The organism is Lacibacter luteus, from assembly GCF_004118265.1.
Classification (GTDB): Bacteria; Bacteroidota; Bacteroidia; order Chitinophagales; family Chitinophagaceae; genus Lacibacter; species Lacibacter luteus.
This window is the reverse complement of sequence record NZ_SDHW01000002.1, coordinates 485,215-508,719: the sequence shown is the minus strand read 5'-3', so window position 1 is coordinate 508,719 and position 23,505 is coordinate 485,215. Positions and strand designations below refer to the sequence as shown.

At 40.6% G+C, this 23,505-nt stretch carries 20 protein-coding genes; 15 read left to right on the top strand and 5 right to left on the bottom strand.

Annotated features, from left to right (window positions below; all coding sequences use genetic code 11):
• Window positions 1-63: 63 nt before the first annotated feature.
• Complete coding sequence (locus ESA94_RS09895) at window positions 64-528, bottom strand: hypothetical protein (protein ID WP_129130728.1); 465 nt, start codon at window positions 526-528, stop codon at window positions 64-66.
• A gap of 126 nt (window positions 529-654) precedes the next feature.
• On the opposite strand from ESA94_RS09895, the gene ESA94_RS09890 reads away from it, so the two are divergent.
• Entirely contained in the window at window positions 655-981 is a 327-nt protein-coding gene (locus tag ESA94_RS09890) for an MmcQ/YjbR family DNA-binding protein (protein WP_129130727.1), read from the top strand.
• Between the two features lie 143 nt (window positions 982-1,124).
• Window positions 1,125-2,246, top strand: coding sequence for an aryl-sulfate sulfotransferase (locus tag ESA94_RS09885; protein ID WP_129130726.1), 1,122 nt, complete (start codon window positions 1,125-1,127; stop codon window positions 2,244-2,246).
• 67 nt (window positions 2,247-2,313) lie between these two features.
• Here ESA94_RS09885 and ESA94_RS09880 read toward each other — a convergent pair whose 3' ends face one another.
• The gene (locus ESA94_RS09880) at window positions 2,314-3,645 is read right to left on the bottom strand and encodes a Gfo/Idh/MocA family protein (protein ID WP_129130725.1); all 1,332 of its coding nucleotides are present in this window, start codon (window positions 3,643-3,645) and stop codon (window positions 2,314-2,316) included.
• Window positions 3,646-3,755: 110 nt separating this feature from the next.
• Between ESA94_RS09880 and ESA94_RS09875 the strand changes: the two genes are divergently transcribed.
• A complete protein-coding gene (locus ESA94_RS09875; RefSeq protein WP_129130724.1) occupies window positions 3,756-4,898 on the top strand; it encodes a methionine aminotransferase in 1,143 nt (380 codons plus the stop codon).
• Between the two features lie 93 nt (window positions 4,899-4,991).
• On the opposite strand, the gene ESA94_RS09870 is transcribed toward ESA94_RS09875, so the two are convergent.
• Complete coding sequence (locus tag ESA94_RS09870; RefSeq protein ID WP_129130723.1) at window positions 4,992-6,539, bottom strand: hypothetical protein; 1,548 nt, start codon at window positions 6,537-6,539, stop codon at window positions 4,992-4,994.
• 571 nt (window positions 6,540-7,110) lie between these two features.
• On the opposite strand from ESA94_RS09870, the gene ESA94_RS09865 reads away from it, so the two are divergent.
• The 10 genes from ESA94_RS09865 to ESA94_RS09820 all read left to right on the top strand — a co-directional run bounded on the left by ESA94_RS09865 (window position 7,111) and on the right by ESA94_RS09820 (window position 17,905).
• On the top strand, window positions 7,111-8,019 hold the full coding sequence (locus ESA94_RS09865) for a DMT family transporter (protein WP_129130722.1): 909 nt from the start codon (window positions 7,111-7,113) through the stop codon (window positions 8,017-8,019).
• Window positions 8,020-8,309: 290 nt separating this feature from the next.
• A complete protein-coding gene (locus ESA94_RS09860) occupies window positions 8,310-9,020 on the top strand; it encodes a GNAT family N-acetyltransferase (RefSeq protein WP_129130721.1) in 711 nt (236 codons plus the stop codon).
• 76 nt (window positions 9,021-9,096) lie between these two features.
• Window positions 9,097-10,299 (top strand): argininosuccinate synthase, encoded by a 1,203-nt coding sequence (locus ESA94_RS09855; RefSeq protein WP_129130720.1) that lies wholly within the window; start codon window positions 9,097-9,099, stop codon window positions 10,297-10,299.
• A gap of 5 nt (window positions 10,300-10,304) precedes the next feature.
• Window positions 10,305-11,282 (top strand): N-acetyl-gamma-glutamyl-phosphate reductase, encoded by a 978-nt coding sequence (gene argC, locus ESA94_RS09850; RefSeq protein ID WP_129130719.1) that lies wholly within the window; start codon window positions 10,305-10,307, stop codon window positions 11,280-11,282.
• A gap of 71 nt (window positions 11,283-11,353) precedes the next feature.
• Window positions 11,354-12,499, top strand: coding sequence for an aspartate aminotransferase family protein (locus tag ESA94_RS09845; protein WP_129130718.1), 1,146 nt, complete (start codon window positions 11,354-11,356; stop codon window positions 12,497-12,499).
• A gap of 31 nt (window positions 12,500-12,530) precedes the next feature.
• Window positions 12,531-13,487, top strand: a complete 957-nt coding sequence (locus tag ESA94_RS09840; protein ID WP_129130717.1) for a Rossmann-fold NAD(P)-binding domain-containing protein — start codon at window positions 12,531-12,533, stop codon at window positions 13,485-13,487.
• A complete protein-coding gene (argB, locus tag ESA94_RS09835) occupies window positions 13,480-14,271 on the top strand; it encodes an acetylglutamate kinase (protein WP_129130716.1) in 792 nt (263 codons plus the stop codon). Before ESA94_RS09840 ends, argB begins: the two co-directional genes overlap by 8 nt.
• Before the next feature lie 10 nt (window positions 14,272-14,281).
• Complete coding sequence (locus ESA94_RS09830; protein ID WP_129130715.1) at window positions 14,282-15,355, top strand: M20 family metallo-hydrolase; 1,074 nt, start codon at window positions 14,282-14,284, stop codon at window positions 15,353-15,355.
• 45 nt (window positions 15,356-15,400) lie between these two features.
• A complete protein-coding gene (gene argH / locus ESA94_RS09825; RefSeq protein ID WP_129130714.1) occupies window positions 15,401-16,696 on the top strand; it encodes an argininosuccinate lyase in 1,296 nt (431 codons plus the stop codon).
• 57 nt (window positions 16,697-16,753) lie between these two features.
• Window positions 16,754-17,905: a hypothetical protein gene (locus ESA94_RS09820; protein WP_129130713.1), complete on the top strand. Its 1,152-nt coding sequence runs from the start codon at window positions 16,754-16,756 to the stop codon at window positions 17,903-17,905.
• 67 nt (window positions 17,906-17,972) lie between these two features.
• On the opposite strand, the gene ESA94_RS21415 is transcribed toward ESA94_RS09820, so the two are convergent.
• The gene (locus ESA94_RS21415) at window positions 17,973-18,110 is read right to left on the bottom strand and encodes a hypothetical protein (protein WP_164972697.1); all 138 of its coding nucleotides are present in this window, start codon (window positions 18,108-18,110) and stop codon (window positions 17,973-17,975) included.
• A 427-nt stretch (window positions 18,111-18,537) separates the two neighbouring features.
• Here ESA94_RS21415 and ESA94_RS09815 point away from each other — a divergent pair, with 427 nt between their 5' ends.
• Window positions 18,538-19,152 carry a hypothetical protein gene (locus ESA94_RS09815; RefSeq protein ID WP_129130712.1) on the top strand — a complete coding sequence of 205 codons (615 nt, stop codon included), beginning with the start codon at window positions 18,538-18,540 and terminating at the stop codon, window positions 19,150-19,152.
• Between the two features lie 39 nt (window positions 19,153-19,191).
• Here the strand turns inward: ESA94_RS09815 and ESA94_RS09810 are convergent, their stop codons facing one another.
• A complete protein-coding gene (locus ESA94_RS09810) occupies window positions 19,192-19,482 on the bottom strand; it encodes a hypothetical protein (RefSeq protein ID WP_129130711.1) in 291 nt (96 codons plus the stop codon).
• Between the two features lie 258 nt (window positions 19,483-19,740).
• Here ESA94_RS09810 and ESA94_RS09805 point away from each other — a divergent pair, with 258 nt between their 5' ends.
• Window positions 19,741-23,502, top strand: a complete 3,762-nt coding sequence (locus tag ESA94_RS09805; RefSeq protein WP_129130710.1) for a DEAD/DEAH box helicase — start codon at window positions 19,741-19,743, stop codon at window positions 23,500-23,502.
• The last annotated feature ends 3 nt before the right edge of the window (window positions 23,503-23,505 follow it).

Genomic DNA, 23,505 nt, shown 5'->3' with positions numbered 1-23,505 from the left:
GCGGTTGAAAATTTCAACTGCTCTTTTTTTTTATCTGTGCTCATCAGTGTAATCGGTGAGCAACTAATACCGGAAACGGATTAGCTTCTGTTCATCTGCAATCAACAGCTTTCCTTCCTGTACCACTTCAACTGCTGTGCGTGCACAACATTCATCGCTGCAAAATTTTTTCACCAACAGGTATTGCAACGCTTCGTTTTTTATTTGCAGTGCCATGGTATCGGCTGCACGTATGGTATACAGTTTCCTTTTTGCACTGTCAATCAAAAAAGGTACTTCGGTATACGGCGAATTTTGTTTGATGTAGAGTTTAATATCTGCAGCTGTTAATGTAGCGTTTGGTCCAAATATTAGATCACGGCCGGTTGTTTTATCCGTTACTGCAAAATGTAAGTTGCTCCAGTAAGCTACGCAAACCACAGCCGGGCAAATGATATCCTGTTTGCATACATACCGGTTTTCTGTTTTCTTTTTACAGGAAACGCACAGGCCGACTATTGTAAGGATGATGAGAAGTGTTTGTTTCATACAATTGTGACCACAAACAAAGTATTTTCGTTGCATGAACTATCCATAAAGATTAACAAGCTGATTTATACCTGCAGCGATGATAATTTTTATGGGTATCCTATATGGTAAATAAAAAAGAAGCTCATGAACATTGAAACCATACGAGACTACTGTTTGTCGAAACCCGATGCAGAAGAAACATTGCCCTTCGGTCCGGATGTAATTGTGTTTAAAGTCAACAATAAATCTTTCCTGTTACTCCCACTCGATACAGAAGAGCTCCGCTTCAATGTAAAATGCGATCCCGATCTTGCTATTGAATTGCGTGAACAATACAGTTGTGTATTACCCGGCTGGCATATGAATAAAAAACACTGGAACACGATTGTGGTTGATGGCACAGTTTCATCAAAACTTATACGTGAATGGATCGATCATTCGTATGATCTTGTAAAGAGTAAGAAAAAATGAAATTGATTTTATCAATTTAGTTTCTGCAATAATTTTTGAAAACATCTGTCTGCTTTTTCTTTTTTTTTCCTTGGTTGATTGTAAATCTGTTAAACTTTATTTAACGCCGTAAACTTTTTCAATCAACTGTCGTCAGAAGCTGCATGATAAAACCATTATTAGCAGCATCGCTATTTATAGTGATCGTTTCCTGCAAAAAAGATTCAGTAAAAACTTATGTAAATAATCCCATTGAAGGCGAAATTCTTGTAGCGCCATATTCTGCAAATGCAGAAAGCGGCAAGCTGTTGATTCTTGATGAGCTTGGCAACACAATCAAAGAAAAAACAACTCCGGGTGTTGCAATGAACTTTCAAAAATGGACCATTAACGGCAATGTTCGCTATACTTATCTAGTAGAAGATGGAGATGGTTATCATATTCCCGGCTACAGTGCATACATACCCGGCTACCAGGTAATTGCCGATGAAAACTTAAATGAGTTGAAGCGTGTTTATTTATTATCGCACAATACAATTGACGCAACAGCACAACCACTGTTGGATGCACATGATTTTATTCTGCTTGATGATGAGCATTACATTGTAATGTCGTACTACGAAAAAAAGGTAACGAATATTCCGGCCGATTTAAATCCATCTGCAGATGTTCGTTTAATTGCTCCTGTTATACAAGAAATTAAAAACGACCAGGTAATCTTTCAATGGGATGGTACCGAACATCCTGAATTGTATTATGAAAGTGTAGAAGGAAACAGCTACTCCAATACAACTGCTGTACAGGATTACCTGCACATTAACTCGATGTTTGTTGATCCGAACGACGACAATCTTATTTGTTCGTTCCGCAATGCCAATCTTGTTTTAAAAATTAACCGGACAGATGGTTCAATTGTCTGGAAACTTGGCGGTAAAAACAGCAGTTTTACATTAAGCAACGACCAGGTTTTCCTTCGTCAGCATAACGTTACATTGTTAACCGATGGCACATTGCTGATGTTTGATAACGGTGCTGCCGGAGAACGTACCAGTACAAGAATTGTTGAAATGCGTTTGAATGAAGCAGCGAAAACGGTTTCTTCGTTCTCTGCTTTTACAGTTCCATTAGATTATTCGCAATACATGGGTTCGGTACAAAAAATAAACGACTCTTACTTTATTGGTGGTGGTACCGGCAAATACATTCTTGAAATTAATCCGTTGTCGGGTGTAAAAAGTTTCGAAATGAAGCTTGACTTACCAAGTTACAGAAGCTTTAAATACTAATCACAAAAGAGTTGTGAGAGGTTTGTGTAGCTGTTGAGCATAAATTCAACAGCTGCACATTCTTCAATTAAACAACCGGCAGTTTATATCCATTGTAGTATTTGCTCAATAAATATTTTTGATTCACTGCTTCATCTGTAAATGCTCCCTTCGTTTTATTCCACAGTAATTTTTTTCCGCTTCTGAAAGAAATATTTCCCATTTGTGCAACAGTGGCTACATGTGCACCTGCTTGTATCGAACAATTCAGCTCTTCAGCCTTGCGTGACTTAACTGCAGCAATAAAATTCACCCAATGTTTATCTAAGCCATTGTCTGACGATTTTTGAAAAGGCATAATCACTTTATTCTTGCTTTGTCGTTCTTCAATTACTTCCCAACCACCACGATTTAAAATAAGCGTTCCGTTATTGCCAATGAATGCAATGCCATGATCTCTGCCGTAAGAACCATTGTCAATACCCATTGCAGAATCCCACACAAGATTGAACTTTTCAAATTCGTACAGCGTCGTTAATGTATCAGGCGTTTCTTCATACAGATCGGGGTAAGCAAATTTTCCACCCAAGCCTGCAATGCTGATGGGCAATTCAGCTTTCATGCCCATCAACGCATAATCTAACAAATGCACACCCCAGTCCGTCATCAATCCGCCCGCATAATCCCAAAACCATCTGAAATTAAAATGAAACCTGCTGCTGTTAAATGGTCTTGTTGCAGCCGGGCCAAGCCATTGTTTATAATCCACACCTTCGGGCGGTGCTGAATCAGGAACAACAGGTCCGGGTTTCATCCATCCTTGGTAGCACCACACTTTTGCTGTGCGGATATTTCCTAATTGTCCACTATGCACAAATGCAACTGCATCTTTAAAATGTTGTTGACTACGTTGCCATTGGCCTGCCTGCACAATTTTGTTATAACGCTTTTGTGCGGCTACCATTCTGTTGCATTCAATAATGGAATTGCCAACCGGTTTTTCTACATATACATCTTTCCCTGCTTCACATGCGTGGATCATCATGAGTGCATGCCAATGATCAGGTGTACCGATAATGACGGCATCAATATCTTTTTGCTCAAGCAATTTTCTATAGTCGCCGTAAACTTTTATGTTGGAAACATCTTTATTGTTTTTGCTCAGCTCACCCAAACGTTTATCAATAACAGATCTGTCAACATCACAAACAGCAACAAGATTTACACCGGGAATTTTTAAAGCAGACATGACATTACTCCAACCCATTCCTTTGATTCCGATAGCACCAATGTTTACCTGGTCGGAAGGTGAAGTGCCATTCTTGAAAATGGAAAATGCGTTGGATTCAAAAGCAGGTAACAGTATTCCTCCTGCAGCAAGAAGCGTTGATTGTTGCAAAAACTTTCGGCGGGCATTCATCGTTAAAATATTTAATAAAAGGAAGATAAGTATTTAAGCGTTTAACAGCTGTAAGTTGTTGCAAGAAAAAAGAGTTCCGCAGATACGTTCCTCTTCTTTACTTTGTAGGTATGCAAATCAAGAGCAAGCTTCCCAATGTAGGTACAACCATTTTTACGGTCATGAGTGCATTGGCTACCGAACACAAAGCGGTAAATCTCGGACAAGGATTTCCTGATTACCCAATGAGCGAAGAGTTAACAGCAAAAGTTGCCGAAGCAATGAGGAATGGACATAATCAATATGCACCAATGCCGGGATTGATTGGTTTGCGGGAAAGCATTGCGGAGAAAGTTGAATTCTTGTACAAAACAAAGATCAATCCCGATACAGAGATAACGATAACTCCCGGTGGTACCTATGCCATCTATTCATCATTAACAACCATCTTACAACCCGGCGATGAAGTGATCTTGTTTGAACCGGCGTATGATAGTTATATCCCGAACATTGAGATCAACGGTGCCAAAGCAGTTCCGCTACCTTTAACGTATCCTGATTATAAAATTGATTGGGATCTTGTTCGCTCTTCCATCACAGCAAAAACAAAGGCCATTCTTATCAACTCACCACATAACCCAACAGGAAGTGTGCTGGATAAAAATGATATTGCTGAATTAAAAAGTATTGTTGCAGGCACAGAGTTGTTTATTGTAAGTGATGAAGTGTATGAACATCTTATTTACGATGAGCTGCCGCATGAAAGCATGTTAAAATATCCGGAGTTGTTCGAACGCAGCTTTGTGAACTTTTCATTCGGCAAAACCTATCACTGTACCGGTTGGAAGCTGGGCTATTGCATAGCACCTGCTGCTTTCACAAAAGAGTTCAGAAAAGTACACCAGTTCAATTGCTTCAGTTGTTTTACACCTGCACAGGTAGCATTGGCAGAATACTTAAAGAATAAAGATGCTTATTTATCGCTGCCCCGTTTTATGCAGCAGAAGCGTGATTATTTTATTGAGTTGATGAAGAATACAAAATTCGATCTGTTAAGCACAAGCGGTAGTTATTTTATCTGTGCCAGTTATGGCCGCATCAGCGAAGAAAGCGATAAGGATTTGGCTATACGGTTAACAAAAGAAGCGGGTGTTGCTACCATTCCGCTTTCCGCTTTTTATCATAACCAGAAAGATGATAAAGTAGTGCGTTTCTGTTTCAGCAAACAAAACAGAACATTACAACAGGCTGTAGAACGATTGATGAAGATTTGATGCTGAGAAATGCTGTCATGCCGACGAAGGAGGCATCTGTCAAATGCAGAGCAAACGCCCGGCAGATTCCTCGTGCCTCGGAATGACAAAAAACTATCTTCTTTTACTTTCCTTGTATTTACCATGCACCACCTGTTCCATGGTTTTGTTATACACTTTACTTTCTGCCCAGGAGATAATATCGAGATAAGCAAAAGATCTTGTCTGGAAACGGTTTTTTTCCAGGTGTTTGATCTCGTTGAGCAATTGTTGAAGCGCTGCTTTTATTTTATCGGGCGATTGTGTAAAGCTGGTTTTTAAAAACTTGAACACTGCTTCTTCAACAGTTGTTAAGTTTTTCATCTTCTCCATGAAACGGTGTACCGATTTACTCAACGAATCAAGTATTTCGTAGTTGCCCAATTCGTAGTGACTCAACAAATGCATCAGTCGGGAGTAACACTGCAGATCGATGCGCATTTCCATTGGTCCGTGAATAATACGATGCAGGTAATCGATCGACTGTTCGTAATTGCCACTTCCAAAGTGCAAGGATGCTATTTTGTAGTTAAATACAAGTATGCGGTGCTGATCTACAAACAGCGAATATTCATTCAGCTTCTCTTCAATTTTCGGCACCAGCTTCAACCCTTCTTTAAACGTACCTTTCATCAGATGACCATTTACACGTGAGCTGTTGATGTAAATAGAAGTGTGTGTGCGGAAGTTGTCGTGTACTTGTGCTTCAGGAGTTTTTTCCCAATCTTCAAACTCCTTCAAAGTATCTTCAAACTTTTTGAAATTACGCAGATCGAAATGCGCATTCAGCAACGCCTGCATACCCTTAATGTAATGACCGGTTTCAATGGCTTTCAGATGTGGTTCTTTACGGTAAAGATCAACCCACTTCTCAGCATACTTGTAATACATTAAAAAATCCTGGCGGATAAACGCATACCAGCAATAGCTTTGGTAGAGATATAACTCTTCGTAAAATCCGTTTACTTTGGTAAGATCTTTTGGTAAATAACTTTTAAAGAATGCTTTAATGTCAATTTCATCATCTTCATTGCGTGCATGACCATTCATTACATACCAACGGTACAACAGCAATGCAAGATTAGATAAACGTGTTACACGATCAATATGGCTGCTGATCTGAAATGCTTCTTCAGCCATTTGCTCTGTCTTATCTGTTGTACTGCGTGTAATGTGTAACGTTTCGATCTTCTTTTCAAGCGAGATCAACTGCACCAGCGTGTTCATCTTTTGATTTGCACGTGCAAGTTCTTTTGCTTTTTCAATAATGCGTAAGCTTTGTTGCTTTAATCCTTTATTGTAAAGAAGGCGTGCGTTATCTAAGTGTTCACTCAACTGCAGATCAACATTCTCCCCTGTTTTTAATAAGCGAAGACTTGCAAGTAATTCTTTGTAGAGATGCGTTTTAAGATTGGCGAGTTTGGTTTTGCTGTTATCAGTAAGCTTTTTCAGCAAAACACGTTCATCATATTCCTGCATTTTATCCAATGCATCAAAAAGCTGGATGATCTTAAGATCTTCTTTCGATGAACTACGCTTGATATATAGTTTGAAATGCCGCTTCTCGGCTTTTTCAAGGGAGTGAACTAATTGAAATAATGTATCTGAAAAACGGTTGGCCATAATATTTTTTTTGTCTGAAACCCGTGTCCACACTGCATTTCATGCTTCTGCTATCCATTTGGCATCATGAAAAAACCTTTTTTTTGATTTGATGCGCAAATTACACAGGTTTACATTTGTATCGGATTCGGGCTTAAAAAAAATATGGAAAGCAATCGCTAAGTGAGCAAAGCATCGTAACGGCCAAGGATCAAGTCACAGGCAAGTGACTCTCGAAAGATACAGAACTATTTTTTTATATGGCAAGCAATCGTTAACGGTCAGCTGTTTCTACAGGTGACCTTTTTCTTTTAAAAGGTTTGCTAAAATAATGTAAAAATTCATTCCACAAAGTTTTTTTTTCGGGCTTTTATTACACAAGTAATATTTCCTCTCCGTTAAATTTTTATTGTAAAAAAATTAAACCGGTTGTTCTTCTTTTACTTACGTGTGTTTGTTATGCTTTTCTTTGACTGATCTTCATATTGATAGACGCATGCAATAATCATATACAATAAGAAGAGGTTATATACAGGTGGTTTCTTCGGGTATCTTTGCAGGCACTCTAACCCAACTTCTCCCAGAAAAAAAATTGAAAATTTCTCCATCATACCGTGGAATCTTCTTCATGTTGCTGGCAGCATTGGGTTTTTCTGTCATGGGAGGTGCCGCCAAAGCATTAAAAGGAAGTTTCAACGCCGGTCAATTAGTGTTCTGGCGAAACAGCATTGGGTTGCTGTTTATAGTAGTAAGTTTATTGAACCGTGCACCGGAACAAACGGGTGGCAAATTACTCCGCCTCATCTTTCGTGGTTTTATGGGTACTTCTGCCGTGTACATGTTGCTTTACTGTATTCTGCATTTACCATTAGGTACAGCCATGAGTTATAATCTAACCTCTGCTTTGTTTATTGCACTGTTTACGTTTCTGCTGTTTAAAGAATACGAAGGTGGTTGGGTGATAATGGCTGTGCTGCTCGGCTTTGCAGGTATGCTGCTTATTTATAAACCAAGCATTCATTTGCCCTGGTATTATCATTTAGCAGGTTTGCTTAGTGGCATCTTATCGGCCATTGCTTACATCACCGTTGGCAAACTCACGAAGTATTACGATACAAGAGTAATTGTTCTTTCATTTGTTCTCACCGGTGTGCTGGTGCCCTTGTTGTTCACTTCCTTCCGATCAATATTACAATTACCGGCCGATGATATTCTCTTCATCAACTGGCGCTGGCCGCAACAAACAGAATGGTGGTATATATTATTAATGGGCTGTTCAGCTTTGTTCGGGCAATATTTTGTAACAAAGGCTTATGGTGCAGATAAAGCGGGCATCGTTTCTGCCATTAGCTATGCAGGCATCATCTTCAGCATTTTCATTGGCATGATGCTGGGCGATGCGTTCCCGGATACGGTTTCACTCTTCGGCATTTTGCTCATTATCATCAGTGGGCTAATGATCTCTTTGATAAAGAAGAAGCGAAGCGCCGATGCAAACTAAGCTCCACTAACTACCGTTCTTAAACGTTTACAAAAATTTTATGTCTCATTTATAATATTATCGTTTACTTTTGTTCCTCAATTTTCAAAGCAGTTGACAAACACAAATACATACCACATTTTTGAAGTTCGTGCTAACAACAGCACCTGTAACTTCTATGTATTTTCTCCACGACCTCGACGTGTATTCTGACAGGACGAACCCCTCACCATGGTCCCTGTCAGTGAACATTCTCCCCGGAATTATTCTAAGGATTGGTTATCCCTTTTTCAAAAGGCATTTATGCAGTCATGGACAATCAGGAAATTATTATACGTGTAGCCAATAGTGGCGACACACACTACGCAGAAACGATCACCAACGAAATGGAGGAGAGTGCCAAAGCACGTGGCACAGGTATCGCAAAACGCAGCCCCGAATATGTAGCTAACAAAATGAACGAAGGCAAAGCAGTGATTGCATTGCTGAAAGATGGTACATGGGTGGGCTTCTGTTATATTGAAACATGGAGCCACGGTGCGTTTGTGGCCAACAGTGGATTGATTGTTTCGCCTGCATTCCGCAAGAGCGGTGTGGCAAAACTCATCAAGAAAAGGATCTTTGATCTTTCCCGTCAATTATTCCCCGGTGCAAAAATTTTCGGTTTAACTACCGGTCTTGCTGTAATGAAGATCAACTCCGAGCTGGGTTACGAACCCGTTACCTACAGCGAGTTAACACAAGACGAAGAATTCTGGGCTGGCTGCAAAAGCTGTGTGAATTATGATATTCTCATGAGCAAGCAACGCAAGAACTGTATGTGTACGGCCATGTTGTACGATCCTGCCGATCACTACGAGCCCGAAGAAACCAAACAATATTTTGAAGAAAATAAAAGTGGCTTTGAACGTTTACTGCGTTTCAAAGAATGGAAATTTTTAAAAGCTTTCCGTCGTAAAGAAAACGGTGGAAGCGGCGGCGAAAGCAAAGCCAAAAAGTTCCTGCATTTTTTTCATTTATAATAGTTTGACCGGCAGCTGCTCTTTGCGGAGCTGCTGTTGCGTCGCACACTTCAACGTTCTATAATTCTGTTCAACAATGGCAAACAAAAAAATTGTTCTCGGCTTCAGTGGTGGTTTAGATACAACTTACTGTGCCAAGTATCTCAGTGAAGATTTAGGCTACGAAATTCATTCAGTAATTGTAAACACCGGCGGCTTCAGTGATGAAGAGTTGCAAAAGATCGAAACACACGCTTACAAGCTCGGTGTAAAAACACATACAACAGTAAACGCAGTAAAAGGTTATTACGAACGAATTATCAAGTATCTCATTTTCGGAAACTGTTTAAAGAACAATACTTATCCGCTAAGTGTAAGTGCTGAACGTTTAAGCCAGGCATTGCATATTGCTGAACACGCCAAGAAATTAAATGCTGATGCAGTAGCACACGGCAGCACCGGTGCCGGTAACGACCAGGTGCGTTTTGATATGATCTTCCACATCATGATTCCCGGTGTAGAGATCATCACACCGATTCGTGATATGAAGCTGAGCCGTGAGCAAGAAATTGCTTACCTCAAGAGCAAGGGCGTTGAAATGAATTTTGAAAAAGCTGTTTACTCTATTAATAAAGGATTGTGGGGAACAAGTGTTGGCGGTAAAGAAACACTTAATAGCAAAGGCATGTTGCCCGAAGAAGCATGGCCAACACAGGTAACCAAAACAGGAAGTGAAGAAGTAAAACTTCATTTCGAAAAAGGCGAACTGAAAGCGGTGAACGATCAGCAGTCAGATCATCCTGTTGATGCCATCAACCATTTACAATCTATTGCAGGTGCTTACGGCATTGCACGTGATATTCATGTGGGCGATACGATTATCGGTATTAAAGGTCGTGTAGGTTTTGAAGCGGCTGCTCCAATGGTGATCTTAAAAGCACATCATGCATTGGAAAAGCATGTCCTCACAAAATGGCAATTGCAGTGGAAAGATACACTTGCTCAGTTCTATGGTAACTGGATGCACGAAGGACAGATCCTTGATCCTGTAATGCGTGACATTGAAGCTTACTTCACCAGCAGTCAGCAAAATGTAACCGGCGATGTGTTTGTACAATTGATGCCTTACCGTTTCCAGGTAATTGGTATCGAAAGCAAATACGATCTTATGAGCAGCAAGTTTGGTAAGTACGGTGAAATGAACACCGGCTTTACAGGTGATGATGTAAGAGGTTTCTCAAAAATATTCGGCAATCAAACTTCTATCTGGACTTCGGTGCAGGCGGAAAACGAAAAGTAGTAGTCATGCAGATTAAAGTTGGTATCATAGGTGGCGCAGGTTATACAGGTGGCGAATTGATTCGTTTGCTGGTGAATCATCCAAACGTGGAGTTGTCTTTTGTTCATTCAAGAAGCAATGCAGATCAACCGGTGTACAAAGTGCACCAGGACCTCGTGGGTGAAACGGAATTAAAATTCACCGGTGAGTTATCAAACGATGTGGATGTATTGTTTCTCTGTCTTGGTCATGGTGAATCAAAAAAATTCTTAGCTGACAATACAATTGATGAAAAAATCAAAGTAATTGATTTAGCTAACGACTTTCGTTTGTCTAATAGCTCAACAATTGGCAACCGCAAATTTGTTTACGGCCTGCCCGAATTGAACAAAGAACAAATCAAAACTGCAAACAATATCGCCAACCCCGGTTGTTTTGCTACTACACTTCAACTTGGTTTGTTGCCCTTAGCAAAAGCAGGTTTGTTGAAAGATGTGTACACAACTGGCATCACGGGTAGTACAGGAGCCGGACAAAGCCTTGCGGCTACATCACACTTCAGCTGGAGAGCAAATAACATCCAGGCATATAAAACATTAACGCATCAGCATCTTGGCGAAATCGGCGAATCATTAGTGCAATTACAACCGAACAGTGATATCAATGTGAACTTTGTTCCATGGCGTGGCGATTTCACAAGAGGCATTTTCATCAGCTCGCAAGTAAAATGCGAAAAGAGTTTAGATGAGTTATACAAACTGTATGAAGAGTTTTATGCTGATGCTGCATTCACCCGTGTCATTAAAGAAGCGGTCTTCTTAAAGCAGGTGGTGAATACCAACAAGTGTTTAATTCAACTGGAGAAAGTGGGTGATATGCTTGTTGTTCATTCAGCAGCAGATAATTTATTGAAAGGCGCAAGCGGACAAGCGGTGCAAAACATGAATCTCTTGTTTGGCTTAGATGAAACAGCAGGATTGAAACTGAAAGCAAACTATTTTTAAAATAACCACTAAGACACGGAGAACACAGAGTATTCTCTGTGTCTCTGAGCCTCTGTGGTAAAACTTACAACATGAATTTATTCGACGTTTACCCCATCAACCCCATCACCATTACAAAAGCCAAAGGCAGTTATGTATGGGATGATCAAGGCGAGCAATACCTCGATTTATACGGAGGTCACGCTGTCATCAGTATCGGACACACACATCCGCATTGGGTAAAACGAATTGAAGAGCAGTTGAACAAAATTGCTTTCTACTCCAACTCTATTAAAATTCCGTTGCAGGAAGAACTCGCTGCCAAGCTGGGCAAAGTAAGTGGTAAAGAAGATTACCAACTCTTTCTTTGCAACTCGGGTGCAGAGGCAAACGAGAACGCATTGAAGCTCGCAAGCTTTCACAATGGTCGTAAAAAAATTGTTGCATTTAATAAAGCATTTCACGGTCGTACATCATTGGCAGTAAGTGCAACTGATAATAAAAACTACATCGCACCGGTAAACGAAACTGATAATGTGATCTTTCTCCCTTTCAATGATGAAGCAGCATTAGAAGCTTGCTTCAAAAAACAAGGCGATGAAATTTCGTCGGTGATCATTGAAGGAATACAAGGCGTTGGTGGAATTAATGTAGCTGATGTTTCTTTCCTCAAAAAGATCCGTTCACTCTGCGATCAATACGGCGCAGTTTATATTGCTGATAGCGTGCAGTGTGGTTATGGCAGAAGCGGTAAATTCTTCAGCCACGATTTTGCAGGTGTAAATGCTGATATCTACAGCATGGCAAAAGGTATGGGTAATGGTTTCCCTATCGGAAGTATCATCATTGCGCCGCATATCAAACCAAAACATTTCCAACTCGGTACAACTTTCGGTGGTAATCATTTGGCTTGTGTGGCTGCATTAGCAGTGCTGGAAGTAATGGAAGAAGAAAAGTTATTGGGCAATGCAGTGATGATGGGCAAATACCTCCGTGAAGAACTGGAAAAGATCGAAGAGATTGAAAATGTAAGAGGTCGTGGTTTAATGATTGGTTTTGATGTGCCGGAAGAAATAAAAGACCTGAAGAAAAATCTGTTGATGAATCACAAGATTTTCACCGGTGAAGCTAAACCAAATGTGATCCGTTTGTTGCCAAGTCTTGGTTTGAAGAAAAGAGATGCAGAAATGTTTATTGATGCGGTGAAGGAAGAGATTGAAGTAATGAAGGTTAATTAAGTTTTTTATAAAGAAAGAAAAGACATAAGAATTGAAACAGTTTATTTCCGTTCATGATGTAGACAACATCAACGCTCTTGTTCAAAAAGCGTTGACGTATAAAGCAAACCCGCTTGTTGATAAAGCAATTGGTGAGGGCAAGCGTATGGGTTTGATTTTCCTCAACCCCAGTTTGCGTACACGTTTAAGCACACAGATCGCTGCGGAGAATTTAGGTATGCAGCCGATTGTGTTCAACGTAGGCAGCGAAGGCTGGACATGGGAGTTTGAAGAAGAAGCCATCATGAGTGGTACAACGGTTGAGCATGTAAAAGATGCAGCACCTATTCTCGGAAATTATTTCGATGTGTTGGCGATCCGTACATTCCCATCGTTGCAAAATAAAAAAGATGATTACAGCGAACTGTTCATTAAACAGTTCATTAAATACGCTGGTGTTCCGGTTGTGAGTTTAGAAAGTTCAACACTGCATCCGTTGCAGTCGTTAACCGACATCATCACCATCACTGAAACATTCAAGGAAAAACGCAAACCAAAAATTGTGTTGACCTGGGCACCTCACATCAAGCCTTTGCCGCAATGTGTTGCCAACAGTTTTGCGCAATGGATCAATGCTTGGGGCGAAGCTGATTTTGTAATCACTCATCCGGAAGATTATGAACTGGATGAACAATTCACTAAGGGAGCAACCATCACACATAACCAGGATGAAGCGTTAAAAGATGCAGATTTTGTGTATGTGAAAAACTGGAGCACCTATACCGATTATGGTCGCATTTACTGCAACGATCCTGCATGGATGTTGACAGAAGAAAAACTGAAAGCAACTAACAGCGCTAAGATCATGCATTGCTTACCTGTTCGTCGTAACGTGGAGTTGAGTGATGAAGTGCTCGACAGCAGCAACAGCATTGTAACACAGCAAGCAAGCAATCGTGTATGGGCGGCACAAACAGTGTTGGCAGAAATCCTGAAAGCAAATGGATAAACTCATTGTTATAAAGATCGGTGGCAACATTGTAGATGATGAAGCAAAGCTTTCATCGTTTCTACAAGACTTTGCTTTCGTGTCTGGTCCTAAAATTCTAATTCACGGCGGCGGCAAAGTTGCAACCAAGATCGGCGAATCGTTGGGCATCGAAAGTAAATATGTAGATGGTCGTCGTATTACCGATGCAGCAACCATTGATTTGGTAACGATGGTATATGCAGGGCTTATCAACAAAAAAGTAATTGCACAATTGCAATCGCTCAATTGCAATGCAATTGGTGTCACAGGAGCAGATGGAAATCTTATCCCTGCTAATAAGCGTCCCGTAAAAGAAATTGATTACGGTTTTGTGGGCGATGTAAAGTCAGACAAGATCAATGCACAGAACTGGAGCAGTTTATTAGAACATGGTTTTACTCCGGTTGTCGCACCCATCACACATGATGGAAATGGTCAGCTGCTTAACACCAATGCCGATACCATTGCACAGGAAGTAGCCAAAGCAATGAGTGGTTTGTACGAAGTAAGCCTCATCTATTCATTTGAAAAAGCAGGTGTGTTACTCGATGCAAATGATGATGCAACGGTCATCAGTAAGATCGATCCATCATCCTATCAAGAATTAAAAGCAGAAGGAAAAATATTTGCGGGTATGATACCCAAACTGGATAATGCATTTGCTGCATTAAACAGCGGCGTAAAAAAAGTAGTAATTGGTAAAGCAGAGCAATTGAAAGATCTGATCAATGGAGAAAGCGGAACATCCATTACAAACAGTTAAACAAAAAATTATGGCAAACCAGGACATCAGCCAGCTACACACAGAGGCAGTTGAATTGTTAAAACAGCTGATCGCCACTCCGTCTTTTTCAAAAGAAGAAAACGAAACTGCAGAAATTCTCATTCATTTTTTTGCACAGAAGGGAATTGAACATTTTCGTGTTGGTAACAATGTTTATGCAAAGAACAAGTTTTACGATGCAGCAAAACCATCGGTGTTGCTCAACTCACATCACGACACGGTAAAACCAAATGCGAAATACACAAGAGATCCGTTTGAACCCGTTGTTGAAGATGGAAAATTGTTTGGTCTTGGCAGTAATGATGCAGGTGGATGTTTGGTAAGTCTCATCGCAACCTTTCTTTACTACTACGAAAAAGAAAATCTTTCGCACAACGTAGTGTTTGCTGCAAGTGCAGAAGAAGAGATCAGCGGTGTAAATGGTATCGAACTCGTGTTGCCTTATCTCGGTAATATCAACTTTGGTATTGTAGGTGAACCTACCAAAATGGATATGGCCGTTGCTGAGCGTGGGCTGATGGTGATCGATTGTATTGCACAAGGCAAAGCCGGTCATGCTGCACGCAAAGAAGGCATCAACGCATTGTACATTGCAATGGACGATATTAACTGGATCCGTAATTATAAGTTTGATAAAGTAAGTCCGCTCTTGGGTGAATCGATGTTAACGGTTACGGTGATCGGTACAGAAAATCAACAGCACAATGTTGTACCGCCGCAATGCAAATTTGTAATTGATGTGCGTGTGAACGAACTCTATACGTTCGATGAAATTTTGGGTGAGTTGAAAGAAAACCTCAAAAGTCAGTTCAAACCACGCACAACAAGAATGAAATCTACATCTATCCCAATGGATCATCCGTTGGTGAAAGCTGGTATTGAGTTAGGTCGTGGTTATTATGGTTCACCTACCACAAGCGATAAGGCATTAATGCCGTTCCCTGCATTGAAGATGGGTCCCGGTGATAGTGCAAGAAGTCATACTGCCGATGAATATGTATATGTAGATGAGATCAAAGGCGGGATTGAACTTTACATTCAGTTGTTAAATAAAATTTTGTAATCAACTCTGTGGCCTCTGTGCCCTCTGTGTGAAAAAATAACAGTCATGAAACTCTGGAGCAAAGAAAACAGCAGCACATCTGCATTGGTTGAACAGTTTACCGTTGGTCGTGACAAAGAATTTGACTTGCTCTTAGCCAAGTACGATGTACAAGGTTCCATTGCACATGTAACCATGTTAGGCGAAGTGGGCTTGATGACAAAGGAAGAAGCAGACAAAGCAGTAGCAGGATTAAAAGAAATTGCAGCAACCATTGACCATTCACAATTCACCATTGACGAAGGAATAGAAGATGTGCATTCACAAGTTGAGTTTCTGCTTACACAAAAAGTAGGTGATATTGGTAAAAAAATTCACAGTGGCCGCAGCCGTAACGATCAGGTGGCTGTTGATATTAAATTATACCTGCGTGCAGAGATCAGCAATATCAAAGACGAAGTAAAAAACCTGTTTGATCTGTTGATTAAAACAGGAAACGAACATAAGAACACATTACTTCCCGGTTATACGCATCTGCAAATTGCCATGCCATCATCTGTTGGTTTATGGTTGGGTGCCTACGCTGAAAGTTTGGTGGATGATCTTGAATTATTAGCAGCTGCCTATCAAGTTGCGAATAAAAATCCATTGGGTAGTGGTGCAGGTTATGGTTCATCTTTTCCGCTTAATAGAAAACGAACAACTGAATTATTACAGTTCGGCACACTTAACTGGAACAGTGTGTATGCACAAATGAGTCGTGGTAAAACGGAGAAAGTAACAGGCATTGGTATGAGTTCTGTTGCAGCTACACTCAGCAAGCTGGCAATGGATTGTTGCCTGTACATGAACCAGAATTTTGGTTTCATTTCTTTCCCTGATGAATTGACAACCGGCAGCAGCATTATGCCGCACAAGAAAAACCCCGATGTGTTTGAACTCATCCGTGCTAAATGCAACCGTATTCAATCCATCCCGAACGAATTAACATTGCTCATCAACAACCTGCCTTCCGGTTATCACCGTGATATGCAGTTGACCAAAGAAATTCTCTTCCCTTCCATTGAAGAACTGAAAGCCTGTCTGCAGTTAATGCAGCTCATGCTGAGCAATATGAAGGTGAAAGAAAATATTCTGACCGATGAGAAATACAAATACCTCTTTAGTGTGGAAGCAGTGAACGACCTGGTTAACAAAGGCGTTCCGTTCCGTGAAGCCTACCAGCAGGTCGGTAACAGCATCAACAAAGGAGAGTTTGAATACGATCTGCAACAACTGCATCACACACACGAAGGAAGTATTGGCAATCTCTGTAGCGAAGAAATTACAGCAGAGATGAACAAAGTACTGGCAAAATTCTAAATCAATTATATTACAACCGCAACAATAACCGTTGCGGTTTTTTTTATTGAACCGTTTATGAAAAAGCTTATCATCTTCATTCTTCTTTGTGTTACAGGAAATAGTTATGCACAGGAAAAAAGCGCTGCATCTGTATACGTTGAACGTATCCCTGATACCGACAGCATCTGGATCACCCTCCAACAATCAGCATTTGTAAAGGCAGGAACGCTGATGGTTGTAGTAAAAGCAACGGAAGCAGCTGTAACAGACACACTTTATTATCCTGCTATTGATACACTCAATAGTTTTCTCTTAACGGTACCGGAAAATTTTCAGAACAACAAAATATCCATCACCACTTTTTACTACCCGGGTTTGCGAAGTGTTACAGGGATACTCAATAACAATAAGATCTCATCATCACTCTTAATGTTTGTATTTGGAAAGGACATTACCAATTACAACAAAGTAATTGAAGTGAAAGAAGATAAAAGCTTTGCTTTACCTAAAATGATCTTTGAAAACAAAGCATCGGTGTTTTTCAATTTTGTTGGCACAAAGCGCAAACAGAAACCGGATATTGTTATTAAGCAGCTTCCTGTTCCTTCGGCTTACGATTCTGTTTCAACCACTGTTTTTGATTTTGGCGCCAACCTGTTTACTTCTGCAGAATATGATTCGTTGCAACGCATCAATAAACTTCCGCCCAATGCTGTGCGTGTTGAAGGGAAAGGAAAAGAGTTACAGCAGATTGTTATTACAGGAACACGTAAAACAAAACTGGAGAAGTACAAAGAGCAATACAGTTCAGGTATCTTCAACAGTATCATGGATAGAGAATACGATTTCCTCGATAATGATGAACTGCTTACCTACACCGACTGCATTACTTTTTTGCTTACAAGAATGCCCGGGCTTACATTAAGTAACGATCGCTCAAGTGGCGAACAGGCATTGTTCTGGCGCAAGGAAAAAGTGAAAGCCTATTTTATTGATGAAATGGAAGTGGACTTTAACCAGGTGCAGATGGTAGATGTATCAACCATTGCTTACTTGAAGTTTTTGCCAACGGTATTGGCCGGCAGTATGAACCCCGGTAATGGCGGCGGCGTGGCTGTGTACACAAGAAAGGGAGAGTTTATGCGTCCCGGTGTTGCCCAAAACAGTTACATCTTCTCACTCAAGGGGTATACACCTTCTGATTATATTCTTTTTTCAGGAAAATAACAGGCATAAAAAAAGCCATACACTCGCAGCAGTAATGGCTTTTCAGGAGTAAAGTTTCTTCATAAGCTTATTCGGCAAAGTAATTTTTCCAACGACGGAATTGTTTTGTTTGGGGTGATTCGAACGATTCTACCAGCAAATGAACAATCTGCTTAATGGAAAGGATAACCGAAGAACTTTTTTTAACAGAGGTTGATTTTTTCATACCAATTGGATTTAAGACTATAAAAATAATTCCCAAAAAAATTTATTGCAAGCGTAGAACTGATGTTTTTTCACTTGCGAATTTTACGGGTTTACATGTAAATTGTACGATTGCGTCTGTTCGTTTACTTCGTTGAAACAAAGTTTATCCTGCTAACACATTGGTTTAAAACAGATTTTGTTCTATTTGTTCGGCAGCAGCTGTTCGTTTTTTTAACTGAAAATCCGTTTATGTAAACGCCTGCAGCAGCAGGCGTTTTATCTTTTTTTCCAAACTAATTGTTTTTACTAAGTATCAATAAACACGTTTGTTTATACTTGTTTATTCTGCTGCAGGCGTTAGGTTATGTTTTCAATACAATTGTTACTCTTGCAAAAGCGCTATAAAACACCGGATTGTTTTTCTATATTGCATCAAATCTCTATCCATGAATAAAAATCGAATGTTGTTTATCTGCATCATTTGTTGCTTATCTCTTACTGCTTTTTCGCAGAAATCTTCTTTTACTACTATCAGACCCGATCTTGAAAAAGTCATCAACGACTATCCTAATCAGTTTGCTTTAATCAAAGGAGAACAAAACCAGGCTGAACCAAATATTATTGAGTACAGTTCGAAAGTGGAAATGAAAGGGGCTGTTGAAACAAAGATCATCGGCTTTCCGGCCAATAAAAAGATCAACTGGTTATGGGAAGCAAAGCTGTTTGTTACAGAAGATATTAACGAACTTAAAAAACAATACAAAGCTTATTACAACGATATTCTCGGCAAATCTCTTTTCAGCAAAGGTGCTAACAACAGCATACGCCCATCAAATACTTACAGCGCACCTTCGGAAGAGTTGCGCTTGTGGAGCAATCAATTTCATATTAACGATGCAACAGGCGAATTCAGCAAACTCGTAATTGACCTTATTGCCGAATATCAGAATTTTGAATGGGTGGTTTACCTGCGAGTGTACGATAAAGAGAAAGATGAAGAAATGCGACCATCAAAAGATACCAACGATCCGTGGCGATACGGAACAAACAAAAATCAATAAAACAAAAAAGAAGCGCTGAATTAAACAGCGCTTCTTTTTTTATTGTGTTTTTACAATTGCAGCACCTGTTCGTTTCCTGCTTACATAATTCCAGATCCACATCAGTGTAAACGACGGAACAAAATCTGTTCCGGGCAATAATTCTTCAGCAAAGTTAAACAACGAACCAACCGACCCTTTCCAGCCACCGAAAGTGCGGTAAAAAATGATGGCCGATACCGGTGCCCAAAGCACATCACCCAACTCACCCAATACCGGAAAAGCATACGTTGCATAACCAATGCCATCCATCAACAGGCAAAACAAAAGCGATGTTTGTTGTTTGTTCATGTTTGTATTTTTTCTGTTTAGCAAGATTTAAAAAGAAGTGCCTGCGTTGCATTACCAGGTTTTTTTTCAAGGCAAACCTATAAAGATAAGAAGGTTTTCCAGTACAACAATCGGTTTGAAAACGTTGATAATTCTTTCTGTTTTTAACAGGAAATGTGCGCCGAATGCTTTTACATTTGCAGATTAGCCTTTTCTGAACCGGACCTTGTTTGGCAGGGCTGATACTAATCGATTTCAGAAAACAAAAACTGTTTACGCTTGGCTTTACCTCATTTGCTGAAGTTTGCTTACAATCACGGTACCGAAGAAGTGATCCGTCGTGGTAAAAAGATTCACGCCATCGGATTTGCTGAACTTGTAGAACACGATGAACTGATGGGCACTGTTGTGTTTCGTGTGCGTGACGATTCGTACTCCACTTTTTACAAAGTGTATATTCAGAAGTACAAAGATGCCAACGCTATGAATGTGCGTTGCAGCTGTCCGTACAACCTTGGCGATATCTGCCGTCACGAAGTGGCGTCGCTTTTTCAGCTGCAGGATCTGATCGATAAAAATATACTCGGCTTAAAAGATCTGCAGTACGATCAGCGCCACACCGTGGTAAAAATGAAAAGCATTGAGCTTAAAACCATCCGCACACTTACTGCAGCAGCAGCATTAAACGATGCCGAAGTTTTTCTGCGCAGCAAAAAAGCAAGTATTCTTTCTGCCAAAGACGAATGTGTAAAAGCAGAACTGCAGATGAACGGCGAAGTGTGGCCCGTAACCATTCAGAAAAACGACGAACGTAATTTCGATACCTCCTGCACCTGTGCAGAAAATGCACATGCCATTTGCGAACACAAAGCTGTTGTGTTTATTCAGTTACTGAATGCACACGGACCATTGTACTTCGACAGTATCCGCAACATGGATAAGGAAAAAGGAAAGCTGCTGGGCATTTACGGCTATTCGCTTACCGATAACTGGCAGGATAAATTTGAATTCATTTATAAAGATGGCAAACCCTTTCTGCGTGTTCTCGATCCCGGTGTAAAACGGGTAGAACCTTCTGCCGCCAAAAAACCAGAGCCTGTTGCCAATACCGTTGCTGTGCAGGACGAAGAAAGCGCAGCTGTTGAAACGGAAGAAGAAGCAAAATCACTTACACGTTTGGGTGTGGTGTTGAATAATAACAGCAAGCAGTTTCCTTACTTCAGTATTGACGTGGTGAAGGGAGAAGTGGAGTACGACGGAAATGAGTTTTTTGGCAACATTGAAAAACTCGATGTAAGCAAGTTTATTGAAACAGACGATCTTGGTGAAAATGATAAACAGCTGTTACAGTTGTTGCGTCGTTTACAGGCTTCTGAAATAAGCAAGTTTGTAAACCGCAACTCTCCTTTCTCCGGTATCTGGGAAAACATCATCCATCACGAAGAAGATGATTTGCCGGAAGACACGAAAACGTTGATGTTGGAATATCTCCTTCCCCGCATACAGAAACTATTTGCCGAAACAAGTTCGCCGGTATTGCTCTTACCAAAAGGAAAAGAGTTTAAAACAAAGAACCTCGTACCAATTACAACAACAGGCACCTTTTTAAAACCCTTCTTTGAATTAAAGCAGGAAAAAAATAAATGGGAGTGGAGTTGTAAAGTAAAGATCAACAGCGTTCCGCTTGATGTACATGAGAACGACTGGAACAGTCCGCTCATTTTTTTACTCAATAACGAGGCTCGCACCTGGGAAAAACAGGAAGATGCACAACTGGTGATCGATTTTGCAAGCAACAAAAACAGGCTCATCAGCAATGGCGATCTGTCGGAGTTTCTTTCGAAAGAAGCATTGAAGATTGCACGTGATTATCATGTGGAGTTTGATGAAGCCTTGATCAAAGAAGTAAAATCGGGTGAACCTGATATTACGCTGCAGCTGCAGGAAAAAGGCGATTACCTGGTGATGATTCCCACCTTCAGTTACAAAGGTTACAAAGTACGCAGCAGCGATAAAGATGAAATTATTTTACCCGGCGAAGACGGGTTGATCATCGTTAACCGCAACCGTGAAAAAGAAAACGAGTTTATAGAAAAGGTTGAGAAGCTGCATTCACAATTCATCAAACCCGAAGGCGGTACACAGTTGGCATTGAAAGGAGCAGAGGTTTTAAAGAACAACTGGTTCTTTTTGTTTGTGGATGCCATGAAGGAAATGAAAGTGCCGGTAGAAGGTTGGGAAGTGCTGAAGAATTTCCGTTTCAATACAGCCAAACCAAAAACAGAAATCTACATCAGCAATGGTGTTGATTGGTTCGATGCAAAAGTAAAAGTAGTGTTTGGCGATCAGAGCGTGAGTATTGCCGAAGTAAAGAAAGCGTTGGCCAATAAACAATCGCTGGTGCAACTGGCCGATGGTACATTGGGTGTGCTGCCCGAAGAATGGATCAAGCGTTACTCCATGCTCTTTCGTGTGGGCGAAAACAAGCAGGATAAACTTCGCTTATCAAAATACCACATCAGTGTTATCGATGAACTTTACGAAAGCCGTGATGAAACAGAGCTCATGATTGAGCTGGAAGAAAAATACGAGCGCCTGCGTGAGTTCAAGCATATTCAAAAAGTTGATCCACCTGCACATCTGCAGCCAATTCTTCGTCCTTACCAGGAAAGTGGTTTTCATTGGTTGAATTTTTTAAGCGAGGTAGGCTGGGGTGGTATTCTTGCAGATGATATGGGTTTGGGTAAAACCATTCAGGCATTATCGTTCCTGCAACATGTACATACAAAAAACAAAGGATTAAAAGCCCTGGTTGCCTGCCCTACAACCTTGATGTATAACTGGGAAAACGAGATCAAAAAATTTACACCAACTCTTACGTATCATATTCATCATGGTGCACAACGCCAGCGAGATAAAGATTTCTTTGCCGGCTTCAATGTCATTATTACAACTTATGGTACGTTGCGCAGCGATATTAAATTGTTGAGCGAACAGAATTTTGATTGTGTGGTGCTCGATGAAAGCCAGGCTATCAAAAATCCCAACAGTAAAGTGGCAAAAGCAGCCTGTCTGCTCAAAAGCAAACACCGTTTGTGTATGAGTGGTACACCTTTGCAGAACAATACGTTTGACATTTATGCGCAAATGAACTTTCTCAACCCGGGTATGTTGGGTACGGTAGAACATTTCCGTAACGATTTTGCAACACCTATTGATAAGTTTGGTGAAAAAGAACAGAAAGAACATTTGCGCAAGTTGTTGTTCCCGTTCATTCTCCGTCGTACAAAAGAGCAGGTAGCAAAAGACCTTCCTGAAAAAACAGAAAGTATTTTGTATTGCGAAATGGAAAACGATCAACGTCGCATTTACGATGCATACCGCAACGAATACCGCTCAAAAATTCTGGGCACCATCGAAGAAGTGGGTATCGGTCAATCGCAATTAACCATCTTACAGGGCTTAATGAAATTGCGCCAGATCTGCGATTCGCCATCTATCTTAAACGAACCGGAAAAACTGCCGAACCATTCCATTAAACTCGACGAACTGGTGCGTGAGCTGGAAGAAAACATGGGCAACCACAAAGCACTGGTGTTCTCTCAGTTCCTTGGTATGTTGGGATTGATCCGTGAAAAACTGGAAGAGCTCAATATCCCGTTTGTGTATTTTGATGGTAGTACATCTGCTGCCGATCGTGAAAAAGCAGTGCAGGATTTTCAGAACAACGAAGAAACAAGAGTATTCCTTATTTCGCTGAAAGCCGGTGGTGTGGGTTTGAACTTAACCGCAGCAGACTATGTGTACATTGTTGATCCCTGGTGGAACCCTGCTGTAGAACAACAGGCCATCGACCGTACACACCGTATTGGCCAAACCAATAACATCTTTGCTTATCGTATGATCTGTAAAGACACGATCGAAGATAAAATTCTGCAGCTGCAGGAACGTAAGCGTTCACTTGCACGTGATCTGATTGCAGACGATAACGGCTTTGTAAAAAGTCTCAGCAGAGAAGATGTGGAATATTTGTTTAGTTAGTTT